Source organism: Aeromonas sp. s13, assembly GCF_040907905.1.
GTDB lineage: Bacteria > Pseudomonadota > Gammaproteobacteria > Enterobacterales > Aeromonadaceae > Aeromonas > Aeromonas veronii.
This window is the reverse complement of sequence record NZ_JBFOCS010000049.1, coordinates 12,668-35,789: the sequence shown is the minus strand read 5'-3', so window position 1 is coordinate 35,789 and position 23,122 is coordinate 12,668. Positions and strand designations below refer to the sequence as shown.

At 58.3% G+C, this 23,122-nt stretch carries 26 protein-coding genes; 6 read left to right on the top strand and 20 right to left on the bottom strand.

Features of this window, described 5'->3' with window-relative positions:
- Positions 1-232 precede the first annotated feature (232 nt).
- The 5 genes from rplS to ffh form a co-directional block, all read right to left on the bottom strand.
- Positions 233-580 (bottom strand): 50S ribosomal protein L19, encoded by a 348-nt coding sequence (gene rplS / locus AB5Y82_RS08830; protein WP_005313505.1) that lies wholly within the window; start codon positions 578-580, stop codon positions 233-235.
- Between the two features lie 32 nt (positions 581-612).
- A complete protein-coding gene (gene trmD / locus AB5Y82_RS08825) occupies positions 613-1,362 on the bottom strand; it encodes a tRNA (guanosine(37)-N1)-methyltransferase TrmD (protein WP_005340400.1) in 750 nt (249 codons plus the stop codon).
- A gap of 34 nt (positions 1,363-1,396) precedes the next feature.
- Positions 1,397-1,918, bottom strand: a complete 522-nt coding sequence (rimM, locus tag AB5Y82_RS08820; RefSeq protein ID WP_005340394.1) for a ribosome maturation factor RimM — start codon at positions 1,916-1,918, stop codon at positions 1,397-1,399.
- Between the two features lie 24 nt (positions 1,919-1,942).
- Positions 1,943-2,191 carry a 30S ribosomal protein S16 gene (rpsP, locus tag AB5Y82_RS08815; protein ID WP_005340392.1) on the bottom strand — a complete coding sequence of 83 codons (249 nt, stop codon included), beginning with the start codon at positions 2,189-2,191 and terminating at the stop codon, positions 1,943-1,945.
- 177 nt (positions 2,192-2,368) lie between these two features.
- A complete protein-coding gene (ffh, locus tag AB5Y82_RS08810) occupies positions 2,369-3,745 on the bottom strand; it encodes a signal recognition particle protein (protein WP_005340391.1) in 1,377 nt (458 codons plus the stop codon).
- Positions 3,746-3,947: 202 nt separating this feature from the next.
- On the opposite strand from ffh, the gene ccsA reads away from it, so the two are divergent.
- Both ccsA and AB5Y82_RS08800 read left to right on the top strand, forming a co-directional pair.
- Positions 3,948-4,736: an inner membrane protein YpjD gene (ccsA, locus tag AB5Y82_RS08805; protein WP_005340390.1), complete on the top strand. Its 789-nt coding sequence runs from the start codon at positions 3,948-3,950 to the stop codon at positions 4,734-4,736.
- Between the two features lie 42 nt (positions 4,737-4,778).
- The gene (locus AB5Y82_RS08800; protein ID WP_005348906.1) at positions 4,779-6,059 is read left to right on the top strand and encodes an HlyC/CorC family transporter; all 1,281 of its coding nucleotides are present in this window, start codon (positions 4,779-4,781) and stop codon (positions 6,057-6,059) included.
- A gap of 27 nt (positions 6,060-6,086) precedes the next feature.
- Here the strand turns inward: AB5Y82_RS08800 and AB5Y82_RS08795 are convergent, their stop codons facing one another.
- A complete protein-coding gene (locus AB5Y82_RS08795; RefSeq protein WP_005340388.1) occupies positions 6,087-6,557 on the bottom strand; it encodes an Rrf2 family transcriptional regulator in 471 nt (156 codons plus the stop codon).
- Between the two features lie 111 nt (positions 6,558-6,668).
- On the opposite strand from AB5Y82_RS08795, the gene hmpA reads away from it, so the two are divergent.
- The gene (hmpA, locus tag AB5Y82_RS08790; RefSeq protein WP_368173881.1) at positions 6,669-7,862 is read left to right on the top strand and encodes an NO-inducible flavohemoprotein; all 1,194 of its coding nucleotides are present in this window, start codon (positions 6,669-6,671) and stop codon (positions 7,860-7,862) included.
- Between the two features lie 99 nt (positions 7,863-7,961).
- Here the strand turns inward: hmpA and AB5Y82_RS08785 are convergent, their stop codons facing one another.
- From AB5Y82_RS08785 to AB5Y82_RS08760, 6 genes are all read right to left on the bottom strand, one after another.
- The gene (locus AB5Y82_RS08785) at positions 7,962-8,546 is read right to left on the bottom strand and encodes a tetratricopeptide repeat protein (protein ID WP_368173882.1); all 585 of its coding nucleotides are present in this window, start codon (positions 8,544-8,546) and stop codon (positions 7,962-7,964) included.
- Between the two features lie 395 nt (positions 8,547-8,941).
- A complete protein-coding gene (mdh, locus tag AB5Y82_RS08780; RefSeq protein ID WP_005340384.1) occupies positions 8,942-9,877 on the bottom strand; it encodes a malate dehydrogenase in 936 nt (311 codons plus the stop codon).
- Between the two features lie 221 nt (positions 9,878-10,098).
- Positions 10,099-10,761 carry an arginine ABC transporter permease ArtM gene (gene artM, locus AB5Y82_RS08775; protein WP_005348902.1) on the bottom strand — a complete coding sequence of 221 codons (663 nt, stop codon included), beginning with the start codon at positions 10,759-10,761 and terminating at the stop codon, positions 10,099-10,101.
- Between the two features lie 3 nt (positions 10,762-10,764).
- Complete coding sequence (artQ, locus tag AB5Y82_RS08770) at positions 10,765-11,415, bottom strand: arginine ABC transporter permease ArtQ (RefSeq protein WP_151286211.1); 651 nt, start codon at positions 11,413-11,415, stop codon at positions 10,765-10,767.
- Between the two features lie 3 nt (positions 11,416-11,418).
- The gene (locus AB5Y82_RS08765) at positions 11,419-12,156 is read right to left on the bottom strand and encodes a transporter substrate-binding domain-containing protein (RefSeq protein ID WP_005340381.1); all 738 of its coding nucleotides are present in this window, start codon (positions 12,154-12,156) and stop codon (positions 11,419-11,421) included.
- A 24-nt stretch (positions 12,157-12,180) separates the two neighbouring features.
- Positions 12,181-12,921 (bottom strand): ATP-binding cassette domain-containing protein, encoded by a 741-nt coding sequence (locus tag AB5Y82_RS08760; protein WP_005348895.1) that lies wholly within the window; start codon positions 12,919-12,921, stop codon positions 12,181-12,183.
- A gap of 201 nt (positions 12,922-13,122) precedes the next feature.
- Here AB5Y82_RS08760 and argR point away from each other — a divergent pair, with 201 nt between their 5' ends.
- Positions 13,123-13,593, top strand: coding sequence for a transcriptional regulator ArgR (gene argR, locus AB5Y82_RS08755; RefSeq protein WP_005340378.1), 471 nt, complete (start codon positions 13,123-13,125; stop codon positions 13,591-13,593).
- Positions 13,594-13,683: 90 nt separating this feature from the next.
- On the opposite strand, the gene AB5Y82_RS08750 is transcribed toward argR, so the two are convergent.
- The 5 genes from AB5Y82_RS08750 to glnK form a co-directional block, all read right to left on the bottom strand.
- Positions 13,684-14,589: a Dyp-type peroxidase gene (locus AB5Y82_RS08750; protein ID WP_075116038.1), complete on the bottom strand. Its 906-nt coding sequence runs from the start codon at positions 14,587-14,589 to the stop codon at positions 13,684-13,686.
- Positions 14,590-14,692: 103 nt separating this feature from the next.
- On the bottom strand, positions 14,693-15,727 hold the full coding sequence (locus AB5Y82_RS08745) for an ABC transporter ATP-binding protein (protein ID WP_159142994.1): 1,035 nt from the start codon (positions 15,725-15,727) through the stop codon (positions 14,693-14,695).
- A gap of 79 nt (positions 15,728-15,806) precedes the next feature.
- Positions 15,807-17,432 carry an ABC transporter permease gene (locus AB5Y82_RS08740; protein WP_368173880.1) on the bottom strand — a complete coding sequence of 542 codons (1,626 nt, stop codon included), beginning with the start codon at positions 17,430-17,432 and terminating at the stop codon, positions 15,807-15,809.
- Positions 17,433-17,471: 39 nt separating this feature from the next.
- Positions 17,472-18,479, bottom strand: a complete 1,008-nt coding sequence (locus AB5Y82_RS08735) for a Fe(3+) ABC transporter substrate-binding protein (RefSeq protein WP_021230948.1) — start codon at positions 18,477-18,479, stop codon at positions 17,472-17,474.
- Between the two features lie 258 nt (positions 18,480-18,737).
- Positions 18,738-19,076, bottom strand: a complete 339-nt coding sequence (glnK, locus tag AB5Y82_RS08730; protein ID WP_005341406.1) for a P-II family nitrogen regulator — start codon at positions 19,074-19,076, stop codon at positions 18,738-18,740.
- A gap of 201 nt (positions 19,077-19,277) precedes the next feature.
- Between glnK and arfB the strand changes: the two genes are divergently transcribed.
- Both arfB and AB5Y82_RS08720 read left to right on the top strand, forming a co-directional pair.
- Complete coding sequence (gene arfB / locus AB5Y82_RS08725; RefSeq protein WP_111901080.1) at positions 19,278-19,694, top strand: alternative ribosome rescue aminoacyl-tRNA hydrolase ArfB; 417 nt, start codon at positions 19,278-19,280, stop codon at positions 19,692-19,694.
- 25 nt (positions 19,695-19,719) lie between these two features.
- The gene (locus AB5Y82_RS08720; RefSeq protein ID WP_111901079.1) at positions 19,720-20,211 is read left to right on the top strand and encodes a methylated-DNA--[protein]-cysteine S-methyltransferase; all 492 of its coding nucleotides are present in this window, start codon (positions 19,720-19,722) and stop codon (positions 20,209-20,211) included.
- Positions 20,212-20,569: 358 nt separating this feature from the next.
- Here AB5Y82_RS08720 and AB5Y82_RS08715 read toward each other — a convergent pair whose 3' ends face one another.
- The 3 genes from AB5Y82_RS08715 to tapU form a co-directional block, all read right to left on the bottom strand.
- The gene (locus tag AB5Y82_RS08715; RefSeq protein WP_005340360.1) at positions 20,570-20,995 is read right to left on the bottom strand and encodes a hypothetical protein; all 426 of its coding nucleotides are present in this window, start codon (positions 20,993-20,995) and stop codon (positions 20,570-20,572) included.
- Positions 20,996-21,189: 194 nt separating this feature from the next.
- Complete coding sequence (gene yaaA / locus AB5Y82_RS08710; protein ID WP_111901078.1) at positions 21,190-21,963, bottom strand: peroxide stress protein YaaA; 774 nt, start codon at positions 21,961-21,963, stop codon at positions 21,190-21,192.
- A gap of 47 nt (positions 21,964-22,010) precedes the next feature.
- Positions 22,011-23,120 carry a type IVa pilus ATPase TapU gene (gene tapU, locus AB5Y82_RS08705; protein WP_005357951.1) on the bottom strand — a complete coding sequence of 370 codons (1,110 nt, stop codon included), beginning with the start codon at positions 23,118-23,120 and terminating at the stop codon, positions 22,011-22,013.
- Positions 23,121-23,122 lie beyond the last annotated feature (2 nt).

Below are 23,122 nucleotides of genomic sequence, written 5' to 3'. Positions count from 1 at the left end.
AGGTGAGCTCGCCTTTTTCAATCTGCTCGACCAGTGCCAGTTTAAAAGTCAGCGAGTAATCGCGCTGTGTCCGTTTCACACCTTGTCCCATCGGGCTCTCCATTTATTGGGGGGGAAAGGTGTAAACCATATTCAGGACGGGACAACGGATACAAAAAAGGCTCGCCATTGGCGAGCCTTTTCACTACCTGTCGAGCTATTTGCCGACATACCGACACCAATTCGAATCGAATTAGTTGAGCTTCTCTTTGATACGAGCAGCTTTGCCGGACAGGTTGCGCAGGTAGTACAGTTTGGCGCGGCGAACATCACCACGACGCTTCAGTTCTACACTGTGGATCAGCGGAGAGTGAGTCTGGAATACACGCTCAACACCTTCGCCGTTGGAGATCTTGCGAACGGTGAAAGCAGAGTGCAGACCGCGGTTACGCTTGGCAATAACGATGCCTTCGAAAGCCTGCAGACGCTCTTTACCACCTTCTTTAACACGAACTTGAACACGTACAGTGTCGCCCTGGGCAAAAGCCGGGATGTCGGTACGCAGTTGCTCTTGTTCAAGCTGCTGAATAATCTTGCTCATTGTCTTTCCTTACCTAGGATAAACTGAAAACTCTACTTAACGCTGTCACGCACTTCGCGGACATACTCGGCAAGAAGTGATTCTTGCTCGTCAGTCAGAGCTAGGTTGTTAATAAGTTCCGGCCTTCTTTGCCAGGTTCGTCCGAGCGACTGCTTGAGACGCCAGCGTCGAATCACTTCGTGATTGCCGCTTGTCAGCGCCTCGGGCACAGCCAATCCATCCAACACCTCCGGCCGAGTATAGTGGGGATGATCCAGCAAGCCATCCGTAAAGGAGTCTTGCTCGGCACTGGCCTGATCGCCCAAAACCCCAGGGACCAGACGCGAAACCGCATCGATCAGGGTCATGGCAGGCAACTCGCCACCACTTAACACGTAATCCCCGATAGACCACTCTTCGTCGACTTCGGTTTGTATCACGCGTTCATCGATACCTTCGTATCGACCGGCTACCAGAATCAGTTTCTGATTCGTCGCCAACTCGGTTACGCCCGCTTGAGTCAGCTTGCGTCCCTGAGGAGAGAGATAGATGACTTTCGCCCCGTCTCCTGCCGCTTGCTTGGCTGCATGAATCGCGTCACGCAGCGGCTGAACCATCATTAACATGCCGGGCCCACCACCATAAGGACGATCATCGACCGTACGGTGTTTGTCGTGAGTAAACTCCCGGGGGTTCCAGCACTCAATCTGCAGCAGGCCACTCTTGACGGCCCGACCCGTTACCCCGTGCTCGGTAATGGCTCGGAACATTTCAGGGAAGAGGCTAATAACCCCAATCCACATAAGAAACCTCCGGCACCCGTGTTAGCGCGGGAAACTAGAAACCAGGATCCCAATCAACTTCGATTGTTCGAGCAGTCAGATCAATGTTCTTGATCACCTGCTCTTCCAGGAACGGAATCAACCGCTCCTTTGCACCAAAGGCATCTTTTACATTGGCCTCAACCACCAACACATCGTTGGAGCCGGTTTCCATCAATTCGGTCACCTTGCCCAGGTCGTATCCCTTGGTGGTCACCACGGAGCAACCAATCAGGTCACGCCAGTAGAACTCACCTTCAGGCAACGCAGGCAACAGATCGGCGGGTACGCCAATCTCGACATTGGTCAATGCCAGGGCATCTTCGCGCACATCGATACCATCGAGTTTGCAGATCAGACCCTTGTTGTGACGTTTCCAGGATGAAACCCGAATTTCACGCCACGCCCCGTTCTGATTAATCAGCCAGGGGTTGTAATCGAAAATCGCTTCGGCAACATCGGTGAAGGAGTTCACTTTAAGCCAGCCCTTGATGCCATAAACGGTACCCAGGGTGCCCAGAACTACAGGTTTTTCCACCTTAACTCCTTACCGTTGGGCTGATTAAGCAGCTTTTTTAGCGTCTTTGATCAGCTTGGCAACGCGGTCAGAAACAGCGGCACCAGTAGCAACCCAATGCTCGATACGAGCCAGGTCCAGGTTCAGCTTTTCAGCTTGACCAGCAGCAACCGGGTTGAAGAAACCAACGCGCTCGATGAAGCGACCGTCACGGGCGCAACGGCTGTCAGAAACTACTACCTGGTAGAACGGACGCTTTTTCGCGCCACCACGTTGTAAACGAATGGTTACCATATCGTCCTCATTAACATCTAATGAACAAGGCCCGCAAACACGCGAACCCTAGCTTAAAATAAGCCGCGTAATTCTACTTGGATTCGTAATAATTGCAACCAAGCCAGCCATTTTTTGCGCAGAGCGGCAATGAAAAGGGGCCTGCCGCAGCAGACCCCCATCAACACGCAGGCCGGATCAGAACGGGCCGCGACCGCCACCGAAACCGGGGGGCATCATGTTCTTCATCTGGCTCATCATCTTGCGCATGCCGCCCTTGCCGGACATTTTCTTCATCATGCGCTGCATCTCGGTGAACTGCTTGAGCAGCTTGTTCACATCCTGCACCTGCATGCCGGAACCTGCGGCGATACGGCGTTTGCGGGAACCCTTGATGAGATCGGGGTGGGCACGCTCCTTGGGCGTCATGGAGCTGATGATCGCCTCCATCCGCACGGTGAGCTTGTCATCCATCTGATCTTTCACGTTATCCGGCAGACCGGACATGCCGGGCAGCTTGTCGAGCATCCCCATCATACCGCCCATGTTGCGCATCTGGGCCAGTTGCTCGCGGAAATCTTCCAGATCGAAACCCTTGCCGCTCTTGACCTTGCTGGCCAGCTTGGCCGCTTTCTCTTTATCGACGTTGCGCTCGACTTCCTCGATCAGAGAGAGCACATCGCCCATACCGAGGATACGGGAGGCAAGACGATCCGGGTGGAACGGCTCCAGCGCATCGGTCTTTTCACCCATACCGATAAACTTGACCGGCTTGCCGGTGATGTGACGCACCGACAGGGCGGCACCACCACGGGCGTCGCCGTCCGCCTTGGTAAGGATGACACCGGTGAGCGGCAGCGCTTCGTTGAACGCCTTGGCGGTGTTGGCGGCATCCTGACCGGTCATGGCATCCACCACGAACAGGGTCTCGACCGGCTTGATGGTGGCATGCAGATCCTGGATCTCGGCCATCATCTCGCTATCAACGTGCAGACGACCGGCAGTATCGACGATCACCACGTCATAGAATTTCTTGCGCGCCTGATCGATGGCGGCGGTGGCGATATCGACCGGCTTCTGGCTGGCATCGCTTGGGAAGAAGTCGACACCGATGTCGCTGGCCAGGGTCTCCAGCTGCTTGATCGCCGCAGGGCGATAGACGTCGGCACTGACCACCAGCACCTTCTTCTTGCTGCGCTCTTTGAGCAGCTTGGCCAGTTTGCCAACCGTGGTGGTCTTACCGGCACCCTGCAGACCGGCCATCAGGATGATCGCAGGCGGCTGGGCAGCCAGGTTGAGCTGTTCGTTGGCCTCCCCCATTACGGTGACCAGTTCACCGTGCACAATCTTGATGAATGCCTGGCCCGGGCTCAGGGATTTGGCCACCTCCTGCCCGACTGCGCGCTCTTTGACACGCGCCACGAAATCACGCACGACCGGCAGGGCGACATCCGCCTCGAGCAGCGCCATGCGGACTTCACGCAGGGTTTCCTTGATATTATCTTCGGTCAGGCGACCACGGCCACTGACATTGCGCAAGGTGCGCGAGAGTCGTTCAGTCAAATTCTCAAACATGACGGATTCCGGTTCTTGGCGTAATAAATTGGGGGCATTATAACCCAGAGCGGGCGCGAGGACGATTATTCACCGCACCGCAGCAGCAGGGACCTTCTCCCTATATATGGGCAGATCGGCCGTTGCACAACTGGCGAGCACTTCTCGTGCAAGGTATACTGCCCCTCTTACCCTCAAAAGCTTGTGCAACAACGACCTGGTTATGATCGTAATCTCTGTTCTGGCCCTGGCGTTTTATCTGCTGGCCATCATCGCCTCCCTGCATCTGTTACTGAGCGCCAAGCCGGTGGGACAGCGCTCCCTGTTTGCCTGTATCGGATTGGCCCTGATTGCCCACGCCAGCGCCCTCGGTTCAGAGGTATTGCAGAGTTACGGCCAGAACCTGAGCATGCTCAACGTTGCCTCGCTGGTCAGCCTCATCATCAGTTGCTTCATGACCTGCGTGACCCGCCGCTTCAACGGCTGGATCCTGCTGCCGGTGGTCTACAGCTTCTCGGCCCTGTTGCTGGCTGCCAGCGCCTTGATCCCGGGTCGCTATATCACCCATCTGGAGGCCCATCCCCAGCTGTTGCTGCACATCGGCCTCGCCCTGATGGCCTACTCGGTATTGATGATCGCCTGTCTGTTTGCGCTGCAGCTCGCCTGTCTGGACAAGCAGCTTAAATCGAGAAAAATCAGCAACCTGCCAGCCATGCCGCCACTGATGACAGTGGAAAAACGGCTGTTTCAGTTGATCTCTGCAGGGGTGCTGCTACTGACACTTTCCATCGCCTCCGGCCTCTTCTTCCTCGAAGATATGTTCGCCCAGGGCAAGTCTCACAAGGCAGTGCTCTCCATCCTGGCATGGTGTGTCTACGTGTTGCTGCTGTGGGGTCATCACACCTATGGCTGGCGCGGCCGCAAAGTCATCACACTCAGTCTGATCGGCAGCTTCATCCTGACTCTTGCCTACTTTGGCAGTCGCTTCGTCAAAGAAGTGCTGTTGAGCTGACACCTATACTCTTTTAGCCATACCATCTAACAGGAGCCCTTTTTGGACAGCATCTCAACGAGTACATTACTGATTGTTCTCGTTATCTTGATCCTTCTTTCCGCCTTTTTCTCCAGTGCCGAAACCGGCCTGATGTCCATCAACCGCTACAAACTGCGGCATCTGGCACAGACCAAACACAAAGCCGCACGTCGCGTCGAGCAACTGCTCGCCCGCCCCGATCGCCTGCTGGGACTGATCCTGATCGGCAATAATCTGGTCAATATCCTCGCCTCCGCCATCGCCACCATCGTCTGTATCCGGCTGTTTGGTGATCTCGGGGTCGCCATTGCCACCTTCGGCCTGACCCTGGTGGTACTGGTATTCGGTGAAGTGACCCCCAAGACCCTGGCCGCCATGTTCCCGGAGAAGATCGCCTATCCCGCCTCCTGGATCCTCAAGGGGCTGATGGTGCCGCTCTCGCCGCTGGTCTGGCTGATCAACGGCATCACCAGCGGCCTGCTCAAGATGCTGAAGATCAATCCCAACAAGGATGACTCCCTCAACACCGAGGAGCTGCGCACCATAGTCAATGAGGCGGGTAACCTGATCCCCCAGCGTCATCAGGAGATGCTGTTGAGCATTCTGGATCTCGACAAGATGCTGGTCGAGGACATCATGGTGCCGCGCAGCGATATCTACGCCATCGACATCAACGATGACTGGAAGAGCATCCAGCGCCAGCTGGCCCACTGCGCTCACACCAAGATCCTGCTCTATCGCGACAATATCGATGACGTTGTCGGCTTTTTACACGCACGCGATGCCCTTAGACTGGTAGCCAGGGACCAGTTCAATAAATCGAGCCTGTTGCGTGAAGTGGACGAGATCTACTTCATTCCGGAAGGAACGCCGCTCAACGTGCAGCTGGCCAAATTCCAGCGCAACAAGGAGCGAATTGGCCTGATCGTCGACGAATACGGCGACATTCAGGGGTTGATCACCCTGGACGATATTCTGGAAGAGATCGTGGGCGACTTCACCACCTCCATGACGCCAGCGCCGAGCGACGAGATCCACCCCCAGTCAGATGGTTCTTATCTGGTCGAAGGCTCAGCCAATATTCGTGAGCTGAACAAGGAGATGAACTGGCACCTGCCCATCGACGGCCCGCGCACCCTCAACGGTCTGATCCTCGAATATCTGGAGGAGATCCCCCAGCCCAACATCGGGATCCGGCTGGCCGGCTATCCTATCGAGATCCTCGATGTGGAGAACAACATGGTGAAGATGGCGCGGATTATGCCGGCATCGTACCGGGCGGAGTCGGATTCGCAAGATTGAAAAAGGGCTGCCAGTGGCAGCCCTTTTCTATTGCTCATCTTCATCATCCGGCTCCAGCACCAGCGTCGGGATCAACTCGCCAAACACCCGTTGCAACTCGTCGCGGTTGGCTAGCAGGTCTTGCAGCGTATAGCTGTCCATCACCGCCAGAAACGCATCCATCGCCTCTTTCAGCGCACTCTTGAGCAGACAGACAGAGACGATGTGACAAGCGGGCGAACCGCAGTCAATGCCGTCCAGATTGCCTTCCAGCGCCCGGATCACCTGCCCGATATTGATGGTGGCGGGATCGCAAGCCATACGAATACCGCCATTCTTGCCACGCTGGGATTGCAGATAGCCCAGCTTCACCAGCTGATTGACCACCTTCACCATGTGGTTGCGGGAAACGCCATACAGGGCCGATACCTTGGCAACGCTCGACAACTCCCCTTCCGGCAGGGTGGCAAGATAGAGCAGGGCTCTCAATCCGAAATCTGTATAACTGGTTAGTCTCATAAAACCTGATTAGCGCGATGCGAAAAGTGGAGTATTGATTCAAATCAAATAAACATCTAGGATGCCACTTATTAAATGACATTTTATATGTTCAATTAGAACGAGGCCCCTATGCTAGATCAAACCACCGTTGCCGTCATCAAAAGCACCATTCCGCTGCTCGAATCGGCAGGCCCTGCCCTCACCCAGCACTTCTACCAACGGATGTTCAGCCATAACCCGGAGCTGAAAGATATCTTCAACCTGGCCCACCAACGCAGTGGCGGCCAGCCGCTGGCCCTGTTCAATGCAGTCGCCGCGTATGCAAAGAATATCGACAATCTGGGAGCGCTCGCCGGTGCGGTCGAGCGGATTGCGCACAAACATACCGGATTCCTGATCCAGCCAGAACAATATCACATTGTAGGTAGTCATCTCTTGGCCACGCTCAAAGAATTGGGTGGAAGTGCGGTCACCGACGAGGTGCTGGAGGCATGGGGCAAGGCGTATGGCGTGCTGGCCGACATCTTCATCGGCCGCGAGCAGGAGATCTATCAGGAGAAGGCCAATCAGGATGGCGGCTGGCAAGGTACCCGCACCTTCATCATCAAGGAGAAGCGAGCCGAGAGCGACCTCATCACCTCCTTCCTGCTGGCGCCGGAAGATGGCAAGCCAGTATTGGCCTTCAAACCGGGCCAATACCTCAGCATCAAGCTGGTTCACCCCGAGCTGGAATATCAGGAGATCCGCCAATACTCCCTCTCAGATGCCCCCAACGGGCAGGATTACCGCATCAGCGTCAAGCGTGAGCCGCAGGGTCAGGTCTCCAACCTGCTGCACGATCACCTGCAGGCGGGTGACAAGATCGAGGTGATGCCCCCTACCGGCGATTTCTACCTGAAAGCCGACAGCCAGACCCCGGTGGTACTGCTCTCAGCCGGTGTCGGCGTGACGCCGATGATGAGCATGCTCAACCAGCTGCTGGAAAGTACTCATCAGGCCGAGATCACCTGGCTACACGCCTGCGAACAGGGCGCTGTACACGCCTTCCGGGAGGATATTCAGCAAAAATCCCGCCGGCATCCCAACTTGCTGAGCCGGGTCTGGTATCGGGAGCCGGAGGCCAGCGATGTACAGGGTGAAGATTACGACCTGGCCGGCACCATGGATCTGACTGCTGTGAAGGAGCGCATCACGCCAGAGGCCCACTACTACTTCTGTGGCCCCGTCGGCTTCATGCAAGAGATCAAGCGGCAGCTGCTGGCTGTTGGGGTACCAACGGGGCAGCTCCATTACGAAGTTTTTGGCCCCCACCAAGATCTCTAAGGCGCGGGAAGCCATATAACAGAGGAAGGTTCCGGCCTGTCATGGCACGGCGGCTGGAACCGGACCCACAGGTGCAGATCTGTGGGTCATTTTTTTGGATCAGTGCATCGCCTTGGCGCGGGCCACCACGTTGGCAGGCATCCGGTTGCCAAGACGGTTGAGCAGACTCGCCGCCTTCTGGTGCAGCGCCTTGTCACCGATGACGGAACCATGGAGCCAGCGATAGGCGTCCTCATAATCGAGCGGACTGCCCATCCCCTGCAACAGCATCTCGACCCACTCGATGCGGGCCCGCAGAAAACCGAGGCTGGCCGCCTCGCGCATCAGAGTTTCGGCTCGCACCAGATCCTTCTGCACCAAAGTTCCTTTCCAGTAGTAGCGGCCCAACTGCTCCAGCGCCGGAGCCAACCCCTGATTGGCCGCCTCCCACATATATTGCACCCCGATCTCGGCATTGGGTTTGGTACAGACACCCCACGCCAGCATATCCCCCCAGAGGAATTGATAAGCCGGGATCTTCATCACCGAGGCGCGCGCTTCGATATCCTGAGTCAGCTGACAACGATCCTGCTTCACCTGAGTGAGGTGGCGCCCCTGCTCAATCCAGTTGAGCAGCTCGTCCTGACGATAGAGCGGCACCGCCTGCAACTCGCCAGCGACCAGAGGTGCGGGAGGCGCAACCACAGCGGCAGGCTCAGCCGGTTTTGGCAGCGGCGCGGCCCCCTCGCCACTGCTGGCAACGGGTGTGACCGGCTCGGCCGGAAGCAAGACGGGGACTGCCTCAGAGGGCGCTGGCGTAGCAGCAGAGACAGGCGCCGTTGCCACCACAGCACTGCTTGCGGTCGGTGCCGATGCACTTGCTGCAGGCGCATCGCTCGATACGGCAGCCGATACCGCCTCGGCACCATAGAGGGGCGCGGTGAATGCACCGACAAGAACGAGAAGGGTAAGGGGTTTCATCATAAGGATCTCCTGCTGCACTCTGTTATCGGCACCAACCCCCATCCCCTTAGCCTGCCGGGCGGATCTCATCAATACAAAAGGGAGCCGAAGCTCCCTTGTTGGCACGGTTGACCCGCTTACTTGACGAAATCGACACCCAGCTGGATATCGGCTTTCAGGGTAGCCAGCATGCCTTCCATCGCTTCCTGCTCGAAGGCGCTCAGCTTGCCGTAATCCAGTACGGTTTCGACGCCGTTCTTGCCCAGCAGTACCGGCTGCGCGAAGAAGGTGGCGTGCTCGCCATTGCCTTCCACGTAGGCGCACTCAACAACGTTGGCTTCGCCCTGCAGACCCTTGATGAGGGAGAGACCAAAACGGCACGCCGCCTGACCCATGGAGAGAGTGGCAGAACCGCCACCGGCCTTGGCTTCAACCACTTCGGTACCGGCATTCTGGATGCGCTTGGTCATGGCAGCCACTTCTTCAGCGGTGAAGGAGGCGCCTTCAATCTGGGAGAGCAGCGGCAGAATGGTGACGCCACTGTGACCACCGATCACGTTGACGCGAACCTTGTCGATGTTCAACCCTTTGGCGGCGGCCACGAAGGTCTCGGCGCGGATCACGTCCAGGGTGGTGACACCGAACAGACGACGCTTGTCATAGACACCGGCTTTCTTCAACACTTCGGCGGCGATAGCCACAGTGGTGTTGACCGGGTTGGTGATGATGCCGATCAGTGCTTTCGGGCAAGTGGCCGCGCACTTCTCGACCAGATTCTTGACGATACCGGCGTTGATATTGAACAGGTCGGAGCGATCCATCCCCGGCTTGCGTGCCACACCGGCGGAGATCAGCACCACATCGGCCCCAACCAGCGCAGGAGTCGGATCTTCACCGCAGAAGCCCTTGATGGCGACGTCGGTAGGAATATGACTGAGGTCAACGGCCACACCCGGGGTAACCGGGGCGATGTCATACAGGCTCAGCTCGGAGCCAGCCGGCAGACGGTTTTTCAACAGCAGAGCGAGGGCTTGACCGATGCCACCAGCGGCACCCAGAACGGCAACTTTCATGATCAACTCCATGTTTAAGCGTAGGTTTAAGGTTGTTTGTTGTTGTGCGCCCAACCTTAATGGATCCCCCCATAAAAAACAATCTGATAACAGTTGCAGTCACGGGTTCTGTGAGCCACGAAACATGTGGGAGCAAAAATTGGAGGGAAATACAAAAAGTTGGAGGAGAAGCACAGTTTTCCTGCACTTCTCCTTACCATAAAGAGGTAGATTTGAGGGTCTCAGGATTGGAATGCCAGCGCCCGCTTTTCACACCAGCGAAAACCAATTGTTAACAATCCGTTCATCGCCAGATAAAGCCCGCCAGCCACCCCGAACACAGCCAGGGTATCGTAGGTCTGGGCGTTCAACCCCTGCGCCAGCCCCATGATATCCATGATGGTGATGGTACTGGCGAGGGAGCTCCCCTTGAGCACCAGGATCACCTCGTTGGAGTAGGCAGGCACCAGATGGCGGGCGGCATGGCGCACCTTCATCCACAAGGTCTGGCGGCCGTTAAAGCCAAGCGCACGACACGCCTCTACTTCACCGGCCGGGATGGCATCGAGCGCCCCCTTGAACAACCGGGTGGAGTAGGCCGCCGTGTTGAGACCCAGCGCCAGCACGGCGCAGAACCAGGGCTGCTTGAGCAGCGGCCAGAGCGGGCTGGCTTTCAGCCACTCAAACTGGCCCGGCCCGTAGTAAATGAGGAAGATCTGAATGAGCAGCGGCGTGCCGGTAAAGAGCAGCACCCACAGCTGCACCAGCTGGGTCGCCACCGGCAGGCGCAGCTCCAGCACCCAGGTCATCAGGGCTGCCAACACAATCCCCAGCAGCAGGCTGAACAGGGTCAGCTCCAGCGTGGTGACAAGACCGCCCAGCAACGTAACGAGATACTCTTGCATCAGTTAGCCTCCGTAGCGGCGGGTGTAGCGGGCAGCCAGCCCGAGGCCATATTCACTCACCAGACTGATGGCCAGATAGATGAGGGCCGCGGCGGCATACCAGGTGAACGGCTCATAGGTACTGGCCGAAGCCATCTGCGCCTGACGCATCATCTCGTTGACCCCGATAAGCGACACCAGCGCGGTATCTTTCAGCAACACCAGCCACTGGTTGCCGAGGCCCGGCAGGGCATGACGCCACGCCTGCGGCAACACGATGCGAAAGAAGATGTTGCTCTTGTTCAAACCCAGCGCCAGCGCCGCCAGCCGTTGACCTGAAGGCACCGCATTGAGCGCCGCCCGCAGGGTCTGGGTCGCATAGCTGGCGAACAGCAGGGAGAGCGCCAACACGCCACAGGCGAACGGGCTGAACTCCACATACTCGCCGGTGATGAGGAACAGCACCTGGGTCGAGCCGAAGTAGATGAACAGCACCACCAGCAACTCGGGCAGGCCACGGATCAGCGTGGTCAGAGTGGCCACCGGCCACACCAGCGCACGCTGCTTGCTGAGCTCGGCGGCACTGAACGCCAGTGCCAATACCATGCCCCCGACCAGTGATGCCAAGGCCAGCCCGAGGGTCATCCAGGCTGCATCCAACAACAGGCTCAACATGGCTTACTGCGCGAAGTATTTGTCGAAGATTTTCTGATAGGTGCCGTTGGCCTTGATCTCGGCCAGCCCCTTGTTCAGCTGGGTCAGCAGCTCCTGATTGCCCTTGGCGACCGCGATGCCAAAGCCGGTACCGAAGTACTTGGCATCGGTCACCGGCGCACCCACCACCGCATACTCCTTGTGCTGCTTCAGCCAGTCGGCAGCAACGGCAGTATCGGCAAAGACACCGTCGGTACGGCCATTCATCATGTCGAGGAAGGCGCTCTGGTAGCTGGCGTACGGCACGGTCAGCAGACCCTTGCTCACCCAGTTATCCACCAGATAGGACTGGTGAGAGGTGCCGTTCTGCACGCCGACCGTCTTGTCGACCATCTCTTCCGGCCCCTTGAAGGCCCCTTTCTTGGCGACGAATACTGCCGAGTTCTCGTAATAGATGTCGGAGAAATCGACCTGAGCGGCCCGCTCAGGGGTTACGTCCATGGCGGCGATGGCGGCATCATAGCGACGGAATTTCAGGCTGGGGATCAGGCTGTCAAAGGCCTGGTTGTGGAAGCTGCACTCCAGCTTGGCCTGCTCGCAGATGGCGCGCGCCAGATCGATGTCAAAACCCTGAAACTCGTTCTTGTCATCCAGGTATTCGAACGGCGCGTAGGTGGCCTCGGTGGCGAACTTGATCTCTTTGGCCATGACGGAGGTACTCAACAGGCCCATGGCAGCAACCAACAACAGACTCTTTTTCATGACAGCTTCCTTATCGATTCAATATCAATGCATCAAGAATTCGGCAAACCGGCTGGTTTGCGGGGATTGGAAAATGGCAGCGGTGCCGGATTCGATGATCCGCCCCTTCTCCAGATAAATCACCTGACTGGCCACCTTGCGGGCAAAGTCGACCTCGTGGGTCACCACCACCTGGGTAATGCCGGTCTGGCTCAGGTTGCGGATGATCTCGGCCACTTCCTTGGTGATCTCGGGATCGAGGGCAGCAGTCGGCTCGTCAAACAGCAACACTTCCGGGTCCATCATCAGGGTACGGGCAATGGCCACCCGCTGCTGCTGACCGCCAGAGAGACGTGCCGGCCAGGCATCGCGCTTGTCGGCCAGTTGCAGCTGGGCCAGCAGGTAGGCCCCCTTCTCGATGGCGGCCTCCTTGCTCATGCCGAGCACCTTGACCGGCGCTTCAATCAGATTCTCCATCACAGTAAGATGTGGCCAGAGATTGTACTGCTGGAACACCATCCCCACCTTGCGACGCAGCAGTTGGGACTGGCGGTTGAATTCGGCAGCAGAGAGGGAGCTCGGGAAAGAAAATTCACTTTCACCAATCCGCAGAACACCCGCATCCGGGGTATCCAGCAGGTTCATCATCCGTAGCAGGGAACTCTTGCCAGCACCGCTCGGGCCCAGCAACACCAAGGTTTCACCGGGGGATGTCCGAAAGCTGACCTGTTGCAGAACCGGCACCTTGTGCCAGGACTTCTCGATACCTATTAATTCAATACCCATACAGCCCAATTGAATAAGTTTTCAAAATTTCATCCCGATTCTATCCCTAATAAAGGTTGATGCAAGCCATTTTTGAATCAATATGCAGAACAAGCGCCGCTTCCTTGCAAAAAACGGCATATGAATGCAAAATGGCCCCGCTGTTCGTATCTGCCGCCTGTATCGCACAGGCCGCCACACCTCCTCATTCGTGAGACCAAGATGAAACACAACGACAAGCAAGAAAAACTGGCCAAGGCCTTTAAAGCCTTGCTGAAAGAAGAGCGCTTTGGCTCCCAGGCAGAAATCGTCACCGCCCTGCAAGAGCTGGGCTTCGAGAACATCAACCAGTCCAAGGTATCGCGCATGCTGAGCCGCTTCGGCGCCGTTCGCACTCGCAATGCCAAGATGGAGATGGTCTACTGCCTGCCGGTGGAACTGGGCGTGCCCACCACCTCCAGCCCGCTCAAGAATCTGGTACTGGACGTCGATCACAACGGCGCACTGGTGGTGATCCACACCAGCCCGGGCGCAGCCCAGCTGATCGCCCGCCTGCTCGACTCCCTTGGCAAGGCAGAGGGGATCCTCGGCACCATCGCCGGTGATGACACCATCTTCATCACCCCGACCAGCGACACCGATATCGAAGAGCTCTACCTCTCCGCCCTCGAGTTGTTCGAACAGACGCCGTAATGGCCGCTACCGCGTCATAGCGGTCACGCCAGAACGAAAAATCCCGGCCAAGGCCGGGATTTTTGTTTTCTGAGTCTTCGTCAGGCGGGCTTATTTGCCCTGCGCCATCAGAAAACCTTCCGATGGTGCGAAGAAAGCCGCGCCAGTCACTGCCTTGGTGAAGCGCAGCAGATGGTCGAAGTGGCTGCCCTCCCCCTTGTACATGCTGGCCAGCATGGCGTTGAAGTGCTGCGGAGTGCGGCAGCAGGAGATGAAGTAGAGCCCCTGCTCGGTCATGGTGCCCCAGGGCATGCTCTGGCGCAGGATCTCCATGGACTCCCCTTTCGGCGTCTTGAGGTTGACCCGCTTGATGTGGGCGGTCAGCGGCTTGGCGGCAGATTCATACTCGATATTGTCGGGCTTGGTGCGACCGATAATGTCTTCCTGCTCTTTCTGCGCCAGCTTCTCCCAGTCGCTCATGGCGTGGACCCAGCGCTGGACGTGGATGTAGGAGCCACCGGCAAACTCGCCTTCCGCCAGCAGCGCCACTTCGGCACGGTGCTCATCCTGCGGGTTCTCGGTGCCGTCAACGAAACCGGTCAGGTCACGGCAATCCAGATTACGGAAACCGCGCACCTCTTCAGCCAGCTCTACCAGTCCGGCCAGCAGCGCCATCACGCGGTGACCGGCGTGGTGCAGCACATCCACCCGATCGGCGCGCAGCTGAATAAAGAGATCAAACGGGGTGTTGGGCGCTTCCTGACCGTTGGCGGATTGCGCCATAAAGCTGCGGAACTGGGGCGGACGGGCGGCAGGGTAGAGACCATCCCAGGCATCGGCGCCAACGGCAACCAGACCGCTGAACCCGGCATCGGGGAAATCGGCAGCCACCGCTTGCCACAGGGCGGGCAATTTGGCCAGACGGCCGACCAGTTCGGCGGCATCGCCGGTGCGATTGAACATCAGATAGAGGGCGTGCAGATTCGGCTCTGCGCAGATCCCGGCTTGGGCTTTCATATATCTCTCCCCTGAATAGGCGTTAGCGTTACGGGCTATTTGCGTTGCGCGATTATAAACCAGAGTGGATCCAGTTCTTTGATTTCACGACGATATCACGCGTTCAGGGCAAAGGGTCAAACAACACCAGCCCATGGGGGGCGACCTTGATCCGTGCCCGTATCCCATCAAGGGGCTCGCCAATGCTCGCCTCCAGCTGCAGATCGCCACACTCGAACAGCACCCGGCAGTGGTGGCCGAGGAACTGCTGCTCCACCACCTTGAGCTCCCCATCTGCGGCGCTCTCCAACAACAACTGCTGGGGTCTGAGCATCAGCTGCAACTGCTCACCCACCGCGCGGCCATGAGGCTCGCTGCCACAAATGACCCCGAGCGCCGTCTGCACGCAGTGGCTGTCCACCACCTCGGCAGCCAGATAGTTGACCCCGCCGAGAAACTCCGCCACGAAGCGGTTTTGCGGGCGGCGATAGAGCTGCTCCGGCTGGCCCACCTGCTCGATATGGCCTGCGCGAAACAGCGCAAGTCGGTCGGCGAAGGCGAACGCCTCCTCCTTGCTGTGGCTGACGAAGATGGCGCCGATCCCCTGCTGCTTGAGCAGGGCGCGGATCTCGAGGATCAGCTTCATCCGCACCTGGGTATCGATGTTGGAGAAGGGCTCATCCAGCAGCATCAGCCGCGGCTTGCACACCAGCGCCCGGGCGATAGCCACCCGCTGCTGCTGACCACCGGAGAGCTGATGTGGATATCGATCCCCCAGCCCCTGCAGATTGACCAGCGCCAGTGCCTCGTCCACCAGCTGCTGGCGGGCACTGCGGTCGAGTTTGGTCAGCCCGAAGCCGACGTTGTCAGCCACCGTCAGGTGGGGGAAGAGGGCGTAATCCTGAAAGATCATGCCGATGTTGCGCGCCTCGGGCGGCACGCTGGCCCCCGGCCCGTCGAGCAGGGTATCGCCGAGGCGAATAGAGCCCTCTGCCAACGGCAGCAGCCCGGCGATGGCCTTGAGCAACGTGGTTTTGCCGCAGCCACTGGCTCCCAGCAGGCAGACGATCTCGTTGTCTGCCACCGTCAGGGAGAGCTGTTCCAGCACATTGCGGCCGTTATAACGGCAGCTGACATTTTCAACCTGCAAACAGGACAAGGCTGACTTCCTCTCGTTTCTGGCGGTGCGCGGCCTTTTTCAGCGCACCGCATGCAATTTCATTGGCCGACGTGGCGACTCAGTGGCCCGGAGTGTCCAGTGTGCGGTTGACCCAGATCAGCGGCAACAGCCCCACCAGCACGATGACGATGGCGCCGAGCGCGCCGCGCTCCAGCATCTCGTCCGAGACGAACTGGTAGACGTGGGTCGCCAGGGTATCGAAGTTGAACGGCCGCAGCAGCAGGGCGGCGGGCAGCTCCTTCATGGATTCGATGAACACCAGCATGGCGCCGGCAAACAGACCACGGCGCACCAGCGGCAGATGGACCCGGCGCAGCATGCCGCCATCCCCCTGCCCCAGGGAGCGGGCCGCCATGTCGAGACTGGGGGAGATCTTGCCCATGCTGCTCTCCACCGAGCCGATGGCGATGGCCACGAAGCGCACCAGATAGCCGAACACGATGGCGGTGATGGTGCCGGTCAGCAGCAGCCCCGGCCCCTGACGCCCCAGCCACTCGGCAAGATCATTGATGGCAAAGTCGAGGGCGGTGAGCGGCACCAGCACCCCGATGGCGAGCACGGTGCCCGGCATGGCGTAACCCATGGCGGCGATGCGCAGGGGCAGCAAACTCTTGAACCCGCCATCGAGGCGGCGGAAGAAGCCGAGCAGCAGGGCGATGCCCATCGCCAGCAGAGCGGTCAGCGCCGAGATAGCCAAGCTGTTTCCGGCAAAGCGGACAAACTCCGGCGTCCACGACAACTCGAAGTAACGCACGCCGTAATCGAGCAGGATGATGAACGGCAGAGCGAAACCGGCCAGCACCAGCCCCCAGCACCAGAGACCCGCCAACCAGCGGCTCATCCCCTTGAGCGGATAGCGCAGCGGCTGCTCATGGCCCATGGACTTCTGGAACACCTGCTGCCGACTGCGCGAGCGGCGCTCCAGCGCGATCAACAGCACCACAGCCAGCAACATCAGGCAGGAGAGTTTCGCCGCGGTGGCCAGACTGCCATAGCCGAGCCAGGTGTCATAGACCGCCGTGGTCAGGGTGTTGATGGCAAAGAAGTGGACGGTGGCGAAATCGGCCAGCGTCTCCATGGCCACCAGCGATACCGCCACCATGATGGCGGGGCGCGCCAGCGGCAGACTGAGACGACGAAAGCTCTGCCACGGGGTACAACCGAGCAGGCGGCTCGAGTGGATCAGGCTGACTGACTGCTCGAGAAAGGAGGCGCGGGTCAGCAGATAGACATAGGGGAACAGCACCAGCGCCAGCACCCAGGCGGCGCCGCCAAGGGAGCGAATGGCAGGAAACCAGTAATCGGCTGGACTGTTCCAGCCAAAGAGCGCTCGCAACCCGGCTTGTAGCGGGCCCGAGTAGTCGAGCAAGTCGGTATAGACGTAGGCGACGATATAGGAAGGCATCGCCATCGGCAGCATCAAGGCCCACTGCAAAGCGCGCCGCCCCGGCACCTGACACATGGCCACCAGCCAGGCGGTGGGTACACCAAACAGCAGGCTTAGCAGTACCACGCCGACCACCAGCCCCAGGGTATTGCCCAGATAATCTAGCAGCACGGTATCGGCGAGGTGGCGAAACAGCTCCCCCTCAGCCGAAAAGGCAGAGAAAAGCAGGGCTATAACCGGTAAACCCAGCAGCAGGGCGGTGGCCCAGCTGCCGGTCATCCATCCAAAATTGTTCATGAGACCACAGAGGTTGATGGGGCCGTTGGCCCCATCTGATTACAAGTCGAACTTCACTTCATCCAGCAACTGCAAGGCGTCCTTGCGGTGCTTGGCGTAATCGCTGACCGGTAGTGCGTCAGACTTGAAACTGCCCCAGGACTTGACCATGGCGGAAGGCTCGACCCCGGCCTTGACCGGATATTCGGCATTCACGTCCGCATACATGTGCTGGGCGGTATCACCAGCCAGAAACTCCATCAGCTTCTGGGCCTCGGCCTTGTTCTTGGCATATTTGGTCATGGCCACGCCGCTCACGTTGACGTGGGCACCGCGGTCAGCCTGGTTCGGGAAGTTGATATAGACCGCATCCGCCCAGGACTTCTGCGCCGGATCTTTCAACATGGCACCCAGATAGTAGCTGTTGCCGAGTGACACGTCACAGATACCATCCTTGATCGCCTTGACCTGATCCCGGTCGTTGCCCTGCGGCTTGCGCGCCAGGTTGGCCTTGACCCCTTCCAGCCAGGTTTTGGTCTCGGCCATGCCGTGATGGGCAATCATGGAGGAGACCAGCGCCACATTGTACTCATGCTTGCCGCTGCGGGTGCAGATTTTCCCTTTGAATTCCGGCTTGGCCAGATCTTCGTAGCTGATGGTCTCCAGCTTGCCGAGGCGATCCTTGCTGGAGTAGATAGCGCGTACCCGGGTGGTCAGAGCGAACCAGCGGTTCTCCGGATCACGATAGATGGCGGGGATGTTCTCCTGCAGGATCTTGCTATCCACCGGCTGCACCAGCCCCTTGTCCACCAGATCGGTCAGACGGCTGATGTCGACGGTCAGCATCAGGTCTGCCGGGGAGAGCTTGCCTTCCCGCTCCAGACGCTCGTTCAACCCCTCTTTGGCGAACACCACGTTCACCTTGATGCCCGATTCCTTCTCGAACTGCTGGATGATGGGCTTGATCAGCTCATCCTGCCGGTTGGAGTAGACATTCACTTCCCCGGCCGCCAATGCCGACTGAGCTGCCAACGCAGAGAAAGCCAGTGCCAACATCTTCATTTTCATCATCCATTCCTTGATTAGCTATACAGAGTGATAACGATTGCCGTTTGCATTCTGCATACATCTTATAAGCGGATCAAGAAAGCTCGCCGTCGCCACATCACATATTTAATCGCCCATAAATGAAAAGGGCCGGATGGAATCCCATTCGGCCTCTTCTGAGCAAAACGTTATGTTGATCAGGCTTCAATAAGCGCTCACTCCATCGGGATTCCCCGAGATCGGGAGGTCAACAGATCTGTACGTCACGGATGCGGTTCATCACAGCGCCTCGTCGTCACTCTCGCCGGTGCGGATGCGCACCGCTTGCAGCAAGTCGTAGACAAAAATCTTGCCGTCGCCGATCTTGCCGGTATAGGCCGCCTTGCAGATCGCCTCGATCACCCCTTCCACGTTATCATCGGCGGTAGCAATCTCCAGCTTCACCTTGGGCAGGAAGTCGACCTGATACTCGGCTCCCCGGTATAATTCGGTGTGTCCCTTCTGGCGGCCAAATCCCTTGACCTCGGACACGGTCAGCCCTTCCACCCCCAGGTTGGCAATAGCCTCGCGGACATCGTCCAACTTGAACGGTTTGATAATCGCACTAATCAGCTTCATCTGGTTGCTCCCAATCCATGGTGTGTCATGAATCGGGTTTCAATTCTTATGCCAAGTATTTTTATTGTTTTATTTCATATAGATAGAGTTTAATGCCTGCGCCATTCGTCAGGCACATCCCCATAACCGGCCAGCACGCCCCATAATGAGGCACCATGCTGCAGCGGTCAGCGGGTATGCACCAAACAAGAGCAAAACAGCATGTTAGTTATCTCCAACAGCGTCGCGATTCCCTGGCATGAGCTGCAATTTCAGACCATGCGGGCACAGGGCAACGGTGGACAGCACGTCAACAAGACCGACTCCGCCGTCTGGTTGCGCTTCGATTACCGCAACTCTCCCAGCCTGACGCCCCTCTACAAGGAGGGGCTCGACAAGCTGAGCGACAGCCGGGTGCATGACGGTTTTATCCTGATCCGGGTCGAGAGCCACCGCAGTCAGGATATGAACCGCAAGGAGGCGATGAGCCGTCTGGTGGAGTTGCTGAAAAAAGCAGCCTGGCGCCCCAAGGCCCGCCATGCCACCAAGCCGACCCGCAGCTCCCAGCGCAAACGGGTCGATGCCAAGAAACGCAAGGGGGATATCAAGTCCGCCCGCGGCAAACCGGTTCTGGACTGAGCCAGCCCCCAAAGGATGTCAGCCGATGAGATACAGCTTTTGCGACAGTGCCCGTGGCCCCCTGCTGGTCGCCATCGATCAGGATGGCCTGCGCCACGTGGAGTTCATGCACGGGGAGCGGCCCGTCATGCTGCAAACTGACTGGCAACGGGATGACAAGGCGTTGGCCCCCTATCTTGCCCAGTTCAACGCCTATTTCGCCGGAAAATTGCAGCAGTTCGATCTGCCCATGGCAGCGAAGGGCACCCCGTTCCAGCAAACGGTGTGGAATGCTTTGTGCGATATCCCCTATGGCGAGACCGTGAGCTATCTCGAGATTGCCCAGGCTATCGGCAACCCCAAGGCGGTGCGGGCGGTGGGCGCTGCCAATGGGCGCAATCCGCTGAGCATCATAGTGCCCTGCCATCGGGTGATCGGACGCAGCGGCGAGCTGACCGGCTATGCTGGCGGCATTCCCATCAAGCGCTGGTTGCTGGCTCTGGAACAGGCAGGCACAACATTCGAGCTGGCCCCATGACACGATGACCGCCCTAGAGAGGGCGAGACAATATCGTGACCAGAATGAAAAGGCTTTCAGCCAGTGCCACGCTTTGCTGACAAGATGAACAGAAAATGAAGAATCGCCTCAGAACTACTTCAGATTGAGCTTGGCATGATGGCTCCATACTTGAATGGCACGGCTCATTCGCTGATTCAAGTAGCACCCATGTGACGCTTCCAATCTGTCTTTTTCCCCGCGCCTCCTCTGAGGCGCTTTTTTTGTGCCAACACAACAGGCCACCACCCGGGTTGAGTGGCCTGAACGCAACAAAATCTGCGACCGCCCAAAAACCAAGAGGCGAAGGATCATCCTTCGCCTCTGACGTAACAGCTGGCTACTCGCTCTGGGGCAGGAACTGCAGCTCCGGCGCCGAGGAGGTCAGCACATCGGCGCAATAATCCCAGGTCGAGATGCGATAGTGCTGCAGATCTTCATCCAGATGCAGGCCGTCCGACTCCTGATGGAACCAGCTGGCAAAACGGGATGGGGTGATGAGCTGGATCTGCTCTTCGATGGCGTGACTATCCTTCCCCTCGGCCAGATCGCAATCCTCGATGACCCGCAGGGCGTAGATATGGCGAAAATAGACCCGGCAGAGGATTTGCGGGGGCAAATCGATGCTGCGTGCCCGACCCAGCATGATGGTCAGGGAGTCGCTCCAGAGATCCTGATGCAGCTCGGCCACAACCAGACCTGGCGGTAGCTGGCGGGACGGAGCCCAAGGGACGGCAACCTGCCGAATGGCATTTTTCTGTTCCATATTCACCTCACGACAACTCGCTCCCTGTCTTGAGTCTATCTGAACCACATAGTCCCGGCGAAGGCAATCGATGGACAATAAAAACGGCAATAAAAAAGCCGACGTATCAAACGTCGGCGAATAAAAAGTGCTTACAACAGAGGATTCACATATTCAGACCCGCGGGTCGAAAGATTGGTTCCCTCTTTTTGTAATTAATTTTCGGCGCGTTTAAACATCAGGGTATTGGCGTCCGACTCTTCCGGTACGAAGTAGTAGCCCTCGGCGTTGAAACCGGTCAGCTGCTCCACCTCGGTCAGACGGTGCTTGATGATGTGGCGGGCCATCATGCCGCGCGCCTTCTTGGCGTAGAAGCTGATGATCTTGAACTGGCCGTTCTTCTCATCCTTGAACACCGGTGTGACAATCCGCCCTTTCAGGCTCTTGGGGCGTACCGACTTGAAATACTCGTCGGAGGCCAGATTGATCAACACTTCATCCCCCTGCGCTGCCAGCGCGTCGTTGAGATGGTGAGTGATCACCTCCCCCCAGAACTGGTAGAGATCCTTGCCGCGGCTATTGTCGAGCTTGGTCCCCATCTCCAGTCGATAGGGCATCATCAGGTCGAGGGGACGCAACACGCCATAGAGGCCTGAGAGCATCCGCAGGTGTGCCTGAGCGAAATCAAAATCAGCCTCGCTGAAATCCTCTACCGCCAAACCGGTGTAGACATCCCCCTTGAAGGCCAGCAGCGCCTGACGGGCATTGGCGGGGGTGAAATCTGGCTGCCACTCGGCAAAACGGGCGGCATTGAGACCGGCCAGCTTGTCGCTGATCTTCATCAGTGTGGCGATCTGGTCAGGGCTCAGTTGGCGGGCCCGGCTAATCAGTTCGGCGGAGTGATCCAGTAGCTCGGGTTGGGTGAAACGGGGTGTCACCACCGGTGACTCGTAATCCAGCGTCTTGGCCGGGGAAACCACAATCAGCATAACGTTCCTTTATGGCGAGGGGCCGAACGGCAGAGCGGCCCCATGATTTATTCATCCAGCGTCACATTGTCCAGCGTGCCTGTGCCAAGCCGTTCGCGACCGGAGAGCTTGATCAGCAGTCGCAGGTCGTTGGCCGAGTCGGCGTGGGCGAGTGCCTCACTGTAGCCAATCTGGCCGGCGCAGAACAGGCTGAAGAGCGCCTGATCGAAGGTCTGCATACCCAGCTCGGTGGATTTGGTCATCACCTCCTTGAGGCGATGCATCTCTCCCTTGCGGATGATGTCGGTGATGAGCGGGGTATTGAGCAGGATCTCGAACGCGGCGCAACGCCGCTTGCCATCCATACTCGGCACCAGCTGCTGGGCGACAATGGCCTTGAGGTTGAAAGAGAGATCGAACAGGAACTGGCGGTGTTTGTCTTGCGGCACCAGATGGAGGATGCGATCCAGCGCCTGGTTGGCATTGTTGGCATGCAAAGTGGCGAGACAAAGGTGTCCCGTCTCGGCGAACTGCAGGGCAAACTCCATGGTCTCCTGACTGCGGATCTCACCGATCAGGATCACGTCCGGTGCCTGACGCAGCGAACTTTTCAGCGCCACATCGAACGACTCGGTGTCGATCCCCACCTCTCGCTGGGTCACCAGACTACGACCATGCTGATGAACGAACTCCACCGGATCTTCTACCGTCAGAATGTGACCATCGGCATGCTGGTTGCGATAGCCGATCATCGCCGCCTGGGTAGTCGATTTGCCCGCCCCGGTGGCGCCGACAAACAGCACCAGTCCCCGCTTGGCCATCGCCACCTCTTGCAGGATCTTGGGTAGCTGCAGATCTTCAAAGGTGGGAATGCGGGTCTCGATACGCCGCACCACCATGCCGGGCAGCTCCTGCTGCCAGAAGGCGCTGACCCGAAAACGACCAAGCACCTCGCGATAGATCGCGTAGTTGGCCTCCTTGGTGCGGATATAGCGCTCGAAGTGATCGCTGCTGAGGGTATCCCTGACCAGCGTCAGCGCCCCCTTCTTGTCGAGCGCCTCCCCCCCCAGCGACACCAGATGGCCATTCACCTTGAGGGTGGGCGGCGAGCCCACCGTCACAAACAGATCCGATCCCTTTCGCTCGACCAGCTCGCTCAGCAGATCATCCAGATTCATCA